Origin of the sequence: Gelatiniphilus marinus (genome assembly GCF_042684345.1) — a bacterium.
Taxonomy (GTDB): domain Bacteria; phylum Bacteroidota; class Bacteroidia; order Flavobacteriales; family Flavobacteriaceae; genus Gelatiniphilus; species Gelatiniphilus marinus.
In genome coordinates this window covers 478,438-490,107 of record NZ_JBHULK010000002.1, presented here as the reverse complement: position 1 = coordinate 490,107, position 11,670 = coordinate 478,438, and the positions used below count along the sequence as shown (strand labels likewise).

General features: G+C 37.5%; 7 protein-coding genes. 3 read left to right on the top strand and 4 right to left on the bottom strand.

Annotated features, from left to right (window positions below):
- Positions 1 to 3: 3 nt before the first annotated feature.
- A complete protein-coding gene (locus tag ACFSQS_RS07255; RefSeq protein ID WP_388016332.1) occupies positions 4 to 1,569 on the top strand; it encodes a sulfatase family protein in 1,566 nt (521 codons plus the stop codon).
- A gap of 103 nt (positions 1,570 to 1,672) precedes the next feature.
- On the opposite strand, the gene ppdK is transcribed toward ACFSQS_RS07255, so the two are convergent.
- The 3 genes from ppdK to pflB form a co-directional block, all read right to left on the bottom strand.
- Positions 1,673 to 4,402 carry a pyruvate, phosphate dikinase gene (gene ppdK / locus ACFSQS_RS07250; protein WP_388016329.1) on the bottom strand — a complete coding sequence of 910 codons (2,730 nt, stop codon included), beginning with the start codon at positions 4,400 to 4,402 and terminating at the stop codon, positions 1,673 to 1,675.
- A 355-nt stretch (positions 4,403 to 4,757) separates the two neighbouring features.
- Complete coding sequence (pflA, locus tag ACFSQS_RS07245; protein WP_388017218.1) at positions 4,758 to 5,471, bottom strand: pyruvate formate-lyase-activating protein; 714 nt, start codon at positions 5,469 to 5,471, stop codon at positions 4,758 to 4,760.
- 116 nt (positions 5,472 to 5,587) lie between these two features.
- Positions 5,588 to 7,813, bottom strand: coding sequence for a formate C-acetyltransferase (gene pflB / locus ACFSQS_RS07240; RefSeq protein WP_388016326.1), 2,226 nt, complete (start codon positions 7,811 to 7,813; stop codon positions 5,588 to 5,590).
- 440 nt (positions 7,814 to 8,253) lie between these two features.
- Between pflB and ACFSQS_RS07235 the strand changes: the two genes are divergently transcribed.
- Entirely contained in the window at positions 8,254 to 10,017 is a 1,764-nt protein-coding gene (locus ACFSQS_RS07235) for an AMP-dependent synthetase/ligase (RefSeq protein ID WP_388016323.1), read from the top strand.
- 27 nt (positions 10,018 to 10,044) lie between these two features.
- Here ACFSQS_RS07235 and ACFSQS_RS07230 read toward each other — a convergent pair whose 3' ends face one another.
- Complete coding sequence (locus ACFSQS_RS07230; protein ID WP_388016320.1) at positions 10,045 to 11,064, bottom strand: glycosyl hydrolase family 18 protein; 1,020 nt, start codon at positions 11,062 to 11,064, stop codon at positions 10,045 to 10,047.
- A 156-nt stretch (positions 11,065 to 11,220) separates the two neighbouring features.
- Here ACFSQS_RS07230 and ACFSQS_RS07225 point away from each other — a divergent pair, with 156 nt between their 5' ends.
- A complete protein-coding gene (locus ACFSQS_RS07225; protein WP_388016317.1) occupies positions 11,221 to 11,670 on the top strand; it encodes a MarR family winged helix-turn-helix transcriptional regulator in 450 nt (149 codons plus the stop codon).

Here is an 11,670-nt window from a genome sequence, read left to right as displayed (position 1 = left end):
AAAATGCAAAAAAACATACGCAATATCACAATAGTATTTGTTGGAATCTTTTTTCTAATTAGTTGTAAATCCGAAGAGAAACAAACTACCATAAAGCCCAATATTATTTTCATCATGTCTGACGACCATACCTCGCAAGCATGGGGAGTTTATGGTGGCATTTTAAAAGAATATGTGCAGAACAAAAACATAGATCGACTGGCCAATGAAGGTATGGTTTTAAACAATGCCTTTTGCACCAACTCTATTTGCGTACCCAGTAGAGCCAGTATTCTTACTGGGCAATTAAGCAACAAAAATGGGGTTTATACCTTAAGCGATGCGCTGCAACCCGATAGCTTAAACATTGCCAAAGTATTAAAAAACAACGGTTACCAAACCGCTATTATCGGGAAATGGCATTTAAAAAAAGAACCTTCGGGATTTGATTATTACAACATTTTGCACGACCAAGGGCGATATTGGGATCCTATTTTAAGAACTGCAGAAAACTTTCATAAACCTAAAGAAGCATGGGATGTGCATAAAGGGTTCTCAACCGATGTGATTACGCAATTATCTATAGATTGGTTAAGCAAAAGAGACCAAAACAAACCCTTTATGCTCATGACGCATTTTAAGGCAACCCACGAACCTTTTGATTTCCCTGAGCGTTATAAAAATTTGTATAAGGATGTTGAAATACCAGAACCAGCCTCATTATTCGACTTTTCTCCAGAAACTACCGGACGCTCATTTGTTGGTCAAAAATTAGAGAATTTAGCATGGCGATACGAACAAGCCTCGAACGACCCTGACAATTGGTGGTGCAAATATCCGGGGCTACCGTTTTACACAAATGAAATGGATAGCATTTCTGCGCGTAAAGCAACCTATCAAAAATTTGTAAAAGATTTTATGCGTTCTGGCGCTGCGATTGACGATAATATTGGGAAAATTTTAGACTATTTGGAAGCCTCAAATTTAGCCGAAAACACTGTTGTTATTTATACCGCAGACCAAGGTTACTTTTTGGGTGAACACGGTTTTTTTGATAAACGATTAATTTATGATGAATCGCTAAGAATGCCTTTTGTAATTCGTTACCCTAAAGAAATTGCAGCAGGAAAACGATTGGATGATATTATTTTAAACATCGATTTCCCAGCATTGTTTGCAGATTATGCCGGCATTAAAAAACCAAAATCTTTTCAAGGTAATAGTTTTCGTAAAAATCTTAAAGGCGAAACTCCCAAGGATTGGAGGACCTCGGCTTATTATAGATATTGGACTAACCACTACATTAGGCCCGCACATTTTGGCATTAGAAACAAACGTTACAAACTTGCCTTTTTTTATGGACATTCTTTAGATATGACAGGTTCATCAAAAGAAAGTACACCCCCAGCTTGGGAGTTTTACGATTTGGAAAAAGACCCTAACGAAAACTACAATGCCTATAACGACGCTACTTATTCAGAAATTATAAAGAATATGAAAGTTGAATTAAAAAAACAACGACAAGCTTATGGAGATACCGATGGGCAATATACGCAACTTCAAAGCATTTTTAAAACCCATTGGAATTGAAACCTATTTGTTTTATAATACTTTGATTTGCAAACTCAATAAATAACAAACCCCTAAAGCAAACAGTTTAGCTTTGGGGGTTTTAAAATGAAAAACGAAAATTTTACAATGTTGTCTTTATAGCGGCTTGTGCCGACACCAAACGTGCTATTGGCACTCTAAAAGGTGAGCAGCTTACATAGTCTATCCCTGTGTTGTAACAAAACTCTACAGAACTGGGTTCTCCGCCATGTTCGCCACAAATACCCACTTTTAAATCGGGTTTTGTGCTTCTACCTCGCTCGGTTCCTATTTTAACGAGCTGCCCAACACCTTCTTGATCCAAAATCTCGAAAGGATCATTTTTTAAAATACCTTTCTGGATATAAATTGGTAAAAACCTACCAGCATCGTCTCTAGAATAGCCAAATGTTAATTGTGTTAAATCGTTAGTACCAAAAGAGAAGAAATCAGCTTTTTCGGCTATTTTATCTGCCATTAAAGCGGCTCTTGGTATTTCAATCATGGTTCCTACCAGGTACTCTATACTATCATTTCGTTCCTTAAAAATTGCATTAGCCGTACTTCTAATAATTTGTTCTTGAAATTCAAACTCTTTAACCGTACCAATAAGTGGCACCATAATTTCGGGTTTACAAATAACGCCTTTTGCCTTTAAATTTAGGGCGGCCTCAACAATGGCACGTGTTTGCATTTCTGTAATTTCTGGGTAGGTATTGCCCAATCTGCAACCGCGATGCCCCAGCATAGGGTTAAACTCTTCCAATTCAGCCACTTTGTTTTTAACGGCTTGCAGCGAAATATGCATCTCTTCGGCCAGTTCTTTTTGGGTTGCCAATTGGTGCGGTACAAACTCATGCAATGGCGGGTCTAGCAAACGAATGGTTACTGCCAAACCATCCATAGCTTCGAAAATGCCCTCAAAATCTGCCCGCTGCATGGGCAACAGTTCTTTTAAAGCTTGTTTTCTGCCTTTTACGGTATCGGCAAGAATCATTTCCCGCATGGCCTTAATTCGGTCTTGCTCAAAAAACATGTGCTCGGTTCTGGTTAAGCCAATGCCTTGGGCTCCAAAATTACGTGCTATTTTGGCATCTTTTGGGCTATCGGCATTGGTTCTAACTTTCATTACACCGTATTTATCAGACAGTTTCATAAGTTCAGCAAATTCGCCACTTAGTTCGGGTTCGATCGTTGCCACTTTACCTTCAATAATATTACCTGTAGAACCATTTAATGAGATCCAATCTCCTTCTTGATATACGGTTTCCCCAACGTTAAGGATTCTTTTCTTATAGTTTATTTTTAACGCTCCCGCACCAGAAATACAACATTTGCCCATGCCTCGTGCCACTACTGCTGCGTGCGAGGTCATGCCCCCACGGGCGGTTAAAATACCTTTGGCAATATTCATGCCTTCCAAATCTTCGGGAGAGGTTTCAATTCTTACCAGAATGCTGTTTTTGTATTTTTTGGCTTCGTCTGCAAAAAAAACAATTCTGCCTGTTGCCGCACCAGGCGATGCGGGTAAACCTTGGGCGATAACCGATGCCGTTTTAAGTGCTTTGGGATCGAAAACGGGATGCAAAAGTTCGTCAAGTTTATTGGGCTCTATTGCAAGCAGTGCTTCTTTTTCGTTAATCATCCCTTCTTTTAACAAATCCATGGCGATTTTAACCATAGCTGCACCTGTTCGCTTTCCGTTTCTGGTTTGCAATATCCACAGCTTTCCGTCTTGAATAGTAAACTCCATATCTTGCATATCTCGATAATGCTTTTCAAGTGTATCTTGGTAAGTGTTTAATTCTTCGAAAATATTGGGCATCAATTCTTCTAAAGAAGGGTATTTTATAGCCCTTTGGTCTTCTTCAACTTTGGCTAATTTTGCCCATCGTTGCGATCCCAGTTTGGTAATTTGCTGTGGTGTTCTTACTCCTGCAACCACATCTTCGCCCTGTGCATTAATTAAATACTCGCCATTAAACACGTTTTCGCCAGTACCTGCATCTCGAGTAAAACATACGCCTGTACCTGAATTATCGCCCATATTACCATATACCATGGCTTGCACGTTTACTGCGGTACCCCATTCTGCAGGATAGCCATTCATGTTTCTATAATAGACTGCCCTATCGCCGTTCCAGCTATTAAATACTGCTATAACGGCACCCCAAAGCTGATCCCATGGATTTGTTGGAAAATCTTGTCCCGTACGTTTTTTTACGGCAGACTTAAAGTCGTAAACCAGATCTTTTAAATCTTGAACTGTAAATTCGTTATCTAGTTCGATACCTCTTTTTTCTTTTAGATGCTCCATGATTTCCTCGAAAGGGTCGATATCGTCTTTAGAGGCTGGTTTCATGCCCAATACCACACCGCCGTACATTTGGATGAAACGGCGGTACGAATCCCAAGCAAATTGTTCGTTGTTGGTTTTTTTGGCTAATCCGAGTACAACCTCATCATTCATGCCCAGGTTTAAAACCGTATCCATCATACCTGGCATGGAAACTCTAGCCCCGGAGCGAACCGAAACCAATAAAGGGTTGTGCATATCTCCAAATTTCGTTCCCATAAAAGATTCAATATTTGCGATAGATTGCTCTACTTCTTCTTTAATCATTTGGATAACGGTGTACTGGCCTAATGCTTTATATTCTGTACAAACCTCGGTTGTAATTGTAAACCCCGGCGGCACGGGAATGCCCAAGGCACTCATTTCTGCTAAATTAGCGCCTTTACCTCCCAATAAGTTTTTCATGGCGCTGTTGCCGTCGGCCTGTTTGTCTCCAAAACTGTAAACCCTAGGCTTAACGTTTTCAAGTGTTTTCATAAGTTATTACTTTTAGGATCCTTTGGTTTTATAGATTAAGGATAGCCAAAAATAAATGATCTAGAAAAGATTATTTATGATATAAATCATGTTATCGTTAAAAAAACAGGCCTTATTTTAAATTATCTACATTTTAGCGGCAATAATCCTTTGTTTTATTAACAATACGGCAATGGGTTTTTATATGTAGTTTGCCTATTAACCCCATAAAAGCTATTGGTTTTATTCTTTATTAAATAATTAACACATTATGCATAAAGGCAGCATGACGCTTTTTAACCATTAAAAATAGCCTATTCGCTTTATATTTTTTGAAGTGCTTTTATGAAAATTACCAAAGTACAGCAAAGGAACTTTAATTAATTTTTACGTCTTTAAAGTAGTTTTTTAGTATGCTAGACGCTGTTTGTAATTCTTCTTCGGTATTTTCGCGAGCATCTTTAAGTTGATACTCCCAACCTAAGGCTTCCCATTTATGGATGCCTAATTTATGGTAGGGCTGGATTTCTATTTTTTCAATAGTTTTATAAGCTTTGAAATGCTTGCCCAAGGCGTGTAAAATTTCTGGGGTGCTGGTAATTTCTGGAATCAACACATAGCGCAACCACATTTTTTTACCCGATTCTTCCCTGTGTTTTGCTAGGTTAAAAGCGATTTCTTTATTGGGCATTCCTGTTAATGTGATGTAGCCTGCTTCTGTCATGTGCTTGATGTCCAACATGATTAAATCGGCATAATCGTCCAACAATTCTTTTGAAAAATGATTTAATATCCTGCCGTTGGTATCAATGTTGGTGTGTATGCCTTCTTCTTTCAATCTTTTAAAAAAAGGAATTAATGCTTTGGCTTGCAACAAAGGTTCGCCACCAGAAACGGTAACGCCTCCTTTTTTTCCGAAGTAAGGTTTCATTTTAAGTGCCATTTGTACCAACTCTTCAATATGATATGCTTTACCTCCAGAGGTTTCAATGGAGTCTGGATTATGGCAATACAAGCATTTTAATTTGCATCCTTGAAGGAATACAATAAAGCGTATGCCCGGGCCATCGTGCGTTCCAAAAGATTCGATGGAATGTACCCTTAATATGTTTTCGGCTGTTTTGATAATCGTGAATTTTTAATGAAGCACCTAAATAAAATTGACTAACTCATTATTCAGGTGCTTTTCAAAATATTAACAATAAATTACATAGACTCGTGGAAAGAACGCGTAATAACTTCTAGTTGCTGCTCTTTGGTTAATCTTACAAAATTTACAGCGTAACCTGACACACGAATGGTTAATTGTGGATATTCTTCTGGGTGCTCCATGGCATCCAACAAGGTTTCCTTATTCAAAACATTTACGTTAATGTGCTGTGCATTTCTTGAAAAATAAGCATCGAGTACAGTTGCTAAATTTTCTATTTGATCTTTTTTATTGGCCCCTAAGGATTTTGGTACGATAGAAAAAGTGTTTGATATACCATCTTGAGAATCTTCATAATCAATTTTAGCAACCGAATTTAACGATGCAATCGCCCCGTTAGAATCGCGCCCGTGCATAGGGTTAGCTCCTGGTGCAAAGGGTACGCCTTTAGCCCTGCCGTCTGGTGTTGCTCCTGTTTTTTTACCGTAAGCCACGTTTGATGTTATGGTTAACACAGACATGGTTGGTTTTGCGTTTTTATAAACTGGGAGTTGGTTTAATTCGTTGTTAAAATCGGTAACAGCTTGGGCGGCCAGGGCATCTACCCTATCGTCGTCATTTCCATAGCAAGGGAATTCGCCTTCTATTTTAAAATCAACCGTTAAACCATCTTCGTCTCTAATGGGTTTTACTTTAGCGTATTTGATAGCCGAAAGTGAATCTGCTACTATTGACAAACCTGCTATACCATAAGCAATATCAATTTTAGGGTTGGTATCTATTAAAGCCATTTGAGCTTTTTCGTAGTAATATTTATCGTGCATGTAGTGGATAATATTCATAGAATCGTTATACACACGTGCCACTTCCTTCATGGCTATTTTAAAGTTAGCCATTACTTTGTCGAAATCTAAATACTCACAGTCACAAGGCTCAATGCCATCTACCATTTGCACTCCAGTTTCTTCGCAGCGCCCGCCATTAACGGCTAACAATAAGGTTTTAGCGAGGTTGGTACGTGCACCAAAAAACTGAATAGATTTTCCTAACTCTTGGTACGACACACAACAAGCAATACCATAATCGTCTGAACCTCTACTTTTAAGCATTAGCGTGTCATTCTCAAACTGAATTGAAGAGGTATCAATTGAAACTTTAGCACAATAATCTTTAAAGTTTTGTGGTAAATCTTCAGACCAAAGAATCGTCATATTTGGTTCTGGCGATGGCCCTAAGTTATACAGTGTGTTTAAGAAACGGAATGATGTTTTTGTTACCTTGGTTCTTCCGTCTTCAAACATACCACCAATAGCCTCGGTTACCCAAGTAGGGTCGCCTGCGAATATCTCGTCGTAAGCACCCATTCTTAAATGGCGCACCATGCGTAATTTCATTACAAATTGATCGATGTATTCTTGAGCTTCTTCTTCGGTAATTACACCGTCTTGTAAATCGTTTTCAATATAAATATCAAGAAAAGTTGAAACATTTCCTAAAGACATGGCCGCACCATCTTGCTCTTTTACGGCAGCTAAATACGCCATGTAAGTCCATTGCACTGCTTCTTGTGCGTTTTCTGCTGGTCGCCTTAAATCTAAATTATATTTTGCGCCCAAAGCAATCATTTCTTTTAGTGCTTTTATTTGCTCAGAAACCTCTTCGCGTAAACGAATAACAGCTTCGGTCATTGGGCCTGTAATGTTTTCTAAATCTTCTGTTTTAGCTTCAATTAAAAAATTGATACCGTAAAGTGCTATACGACGGTAATCACCAATAATTCTACCTCTGGCATAATTGTCTGGCAGACCCGTTAAAAATCCTAAAGAGCGGTATTTTTTAATCTCGGTGGTGTAAGCATCAAAAACACCATCGTTGTGGGTTTTAACGTATTTTGAAAACAATTTGGTAATGGCTTCGTTTGGTTTAGCGCCTTGTTCTGCTAATGCTTTTTGTACCACTTTAAACCCTCCAAAAGGCTTCATGGTTCTTTTTAATAATTCGTCGGTTTGTAAACCAACAATCACTTCGTTTTCTTTATCAATGTAGCCAGCGTTAAAAGCACTAACCGTAGAAATGGTCTGGGTATCTACACAGCGCACCCCATTGTTTTGCCTTTCTTCTTTGGTGGCTGCTTTACAAACGTCCCATAATTTTAGGGTTTTTGCACTTGGGCCTACCAAAAACTCGTGGGTGCCGTGATAGGGGGTAATGTTATTTATAACAAAATCTCTTACGTTGACTTTCTCAGTCCAAATTCCGTTTTTAAATTGTTTTACTTCCATTGTTTTATCGTATTAATATTTTGAAAAAATCATTGTTTGTTTATGATTTCCCAAAGGTAAAAACAACGGTTAGCTAGAAAACTGACTTTTGTCATTAAATGCCTTAAAAACAGCGTTGTTAAACGGTTTATGTTTACGAAAACGTTTGAAATTACAAGTTTTAAAAACAAAAAAAACAGTGTTTTACCGCAATCTTAAAAGATACATCAATGTATGCTGGGTTTTTCATCATTATTAATACAAAAAACAGAGTGATATTTGCAATATTCGCAATAGTTTTAAAAATTAGACTTGATTTTTGATTTTTTATCGATTTATTTCAAATTAAATGCGATTTATATAAAAACAGGGATTGTAAATTTATATAAAATCCATTTTAAGCATCTTATTTGAAAATCACTTTTAATTTCATACTTTGCAATACTAAGTAAAAACAGCAAATGATAGCGATTACACGAATTTTCGATTTTCCTTACCACCAACAAGAAACATACGCTTTAAAGAAGGCATTTACCAGCAAACACAGGGGTAAATGGGTTTCAATTTCATCACAAGAATACATTGATAAAGCCAATGCCATAAGTAGGGGCTTATTGCGTTTAGGGGTTAAAGCAAACGATAAAATTGCTGTAATTTCCTCGACCAACAGGACCGAGTGGAACATTCTGGATATTGGTGTTTTACAAACGGGTGCACAAAACGTACCTATTTACCCAACTATTTCTGCAGAGGATTACGAGTATATTTTAAATCATTCTGAAGCTACATACTGCTTTGTATCTGATGCCGAAATCATAAAAAAAATAAACGCCATTAAAGGTAAAACAAAACTTAAAAACGTATATACTTTTGATGATGTTCCTGGAGAAAACAATTGGAACGACGTTTTAAAACTAGGTGAAGACAACACCAACCAAAACGAGGTTGAAACCAGAAAAAATGCCGTTAAACCCAACGATTTGGCTACTTTAATTTATACCTCTGGAACCACCGGAAAACCCAAAGGCGTTATGCTATCACACAACAATTTAGTATCTAATGTTCTGGATAGCGAAAAACGCGTTCCTTTTGATTATGGCGCCTCCAAATCGCTTAGCTTTTTACCAGTTTGCCATGTTTTTGAACGCATGATTCTTTATTTATACCAATACTGTGGCGTAGAAATTTATTTTGCCGAATCTATTGAAGCAATGGGCGATAACCTTAAAGAAATCAAGCCCAATGTAATGACTGCCGTACCGCGACTATACGAGAAAGTATATGATAAAATTATAGCCAAGGGCGCCGACTTATCGGGCATAAAAAAAATGCTTTTCTTTTGGGCCGTTAAAGTAGGATTAAAGTATGAGCCCTACGGAAAAAACGGTTGGTGGTACGAAACACAACTTAAACTGGCCAGAAAACTCATTTTCAGTAAATGGAAAGCTGGCCTTGGTGGCAATTTAGATTTAATGGTATCTGGCAGTGCTGCATTGCAACCGCGGTTAACGCGCATATTCGCCGCTGCCGAAATGCCTATTATGGAAGGTTACGGATTAACCGAAACCTCGCCGGTAATTTCGGTAAACGACCAGCGCGATGGCGGATTTAAAATTGGAACCGTTGGAAAGGTAATTGATAATGTTGAAGTTAAAATAGCTGAAGATGGCGAGATATTGGTTAAAGGCCCCAATGTGATGATGGGCTACTACAAAGATGCAAAAAAAACAGCCGAAGTAATGACAGGCGATTATTTTCATACGGGCGATATTGGTGAAATAGACCACAAAGGCTTCTTGAAAATTACCGACCGCAAAAAAGAAATGTTTAAAACCTCTGGTGGCAAATATGTGGCTCCGGCTTTAATTGAAAACCAATTTAAACAATCGCGTTTTATCGAACAGATTATGGTTATTGGTGAAGGCGAAAAAATGCCAGCAGCGTTAATACAGTTGAATTTTGAATTTGCTGAAGCCTGGGCAAAACGGCATAACATTACGTTTACTTCTACCCAAGACATTATAACAAACAGTAAACTTATTAAGCGTATTCAAGAAGAAATAGACCAAGCCAATACACATTTTGCCAAATGGGAACAGATAAAAAAGTTTGAAATTACACCCAATGTCTGGACCATAGATGCTGGCCACTTAACCCCGACCATGAAAATGAAACGAAAAGTAATCAAGGAAATTTATAAAGATTTGATTGAGAAAATTTATTGATCTTAATTTTAAAAAAACTATGATACATCAATCATTCCCACATAGCCCGCTGGTTTTTACTCCCAATTGTGTATATTCATTGTGTATTGTTTTTAAAAGCGAGTAGGCATCAAAAGAATCTTGCCCAAGCTCCCAAATCATAACGCCACCAATCTCTCTATCATAAGCTAAATTAACTTTAGATTTAATGGTTGGTATCCCATTATAAAAAGCAGTTCCTACTTGATCTAAATTGGCATTATTAACATGATCTCTAACCATTTGGTTGTAAGTAACCGAGTTAACTGTTGCAGAATCTACAAAGTTATAACCGTAAAACGGAACGCCCAAAGTTAGTTTTTCTGCAGATATGCCAACGGTATTATTCCAGAAACCAATGCCTTCTTTTGAAAAATTCAACGAACTGTGCTGCCCCGGAAACGATGGCAGCCATGGCCCCGTAGCGTCGTAGGACATAATATTTATAACATCGAAAACCTGTAATGCGGCATCGGTAACATTACTGTACCGTGTTTGCGGAAAAGCAGCTGTTATTAATTTATTGTGCGCATTTAGTGCAGCACCTAATTCTATTACAAAATCACTGTAACCAGAGGTAACATGGCTCCACTCTAAATCTACATCAACACCATCTAAATTATTATCAAGCACATAGCTTACAAGTTTTTCAATAAACGCAGGTCGGTTAGCCGGAACATCAATTAAATTGGACCAATTAGTGGCCTGCACTGCAGTTAAGGCACCACCAGCCAAAGAAATGCTAATAACTATGTTTGGATTTGCTTTTTTGGCATCAGCCATTACTTTGGTAATAGACTCCATAATAATATTACCGTTACTATCAGGATTTGCAAATGCTAAATTCAAATGGGTAAGCTTACAATATTCAATTTTATCGCTTAAAGCAAATCGGTAATATGGTAAATAACCAACTACCATCGCTGTTTTGTTCTGTGTTGGCAAATCTTCATCTACAGGTAAATCATCTTTACTACAAGAGACAATCAAAAAAAACGATATACAAAAAAATAATGTGCTATTTTTCATTCAAGTTTTTTTCAGAATACATTCAAACCAAAGATATTATTTAATTACATAAAAACATTAAAACCTATTTTTTTAAAACAATAGGATTATTTTTTACTTAATTTATTATGCGTGCATAGTAAATTTTTATATATTTGAGCCACCAACCTCTCGCAAATGAAAGAAAAAACTATTGATTACGTATTAAGAACCACGTGGTTATCCGTTCAAAAAATGTACAACGAAGAAGCCTCAAAATTTGATGCCACCATGGCAGTTGCCTTTACATTGTTAAGTATAGACCCTATTGACGGTACACCTTCAACAGCATTGGGACCAAAAATGGGAATGGAAGCCACAAGTTTATCAAGAATACTTAAATCCATGGAGGCGCGTGGCTTAATTGAACGGAAATCAAACCCTAACGATGGCCGCAGCGTACTTATCCACTTAACCGAATTTGGCAGGGAAAAAAGAGACTTTTCCAAAGAGAAAGTGCTCACCTTTAACGAAACTATTAAAAAAAACATTTGTGAAGAAAAACTAAATAGTTTTTACGAGGTTGCCGAACTCATTAATTCTATGGTAACCAACAAAAAAATATACAATCAAAACAACGCTAAGTAG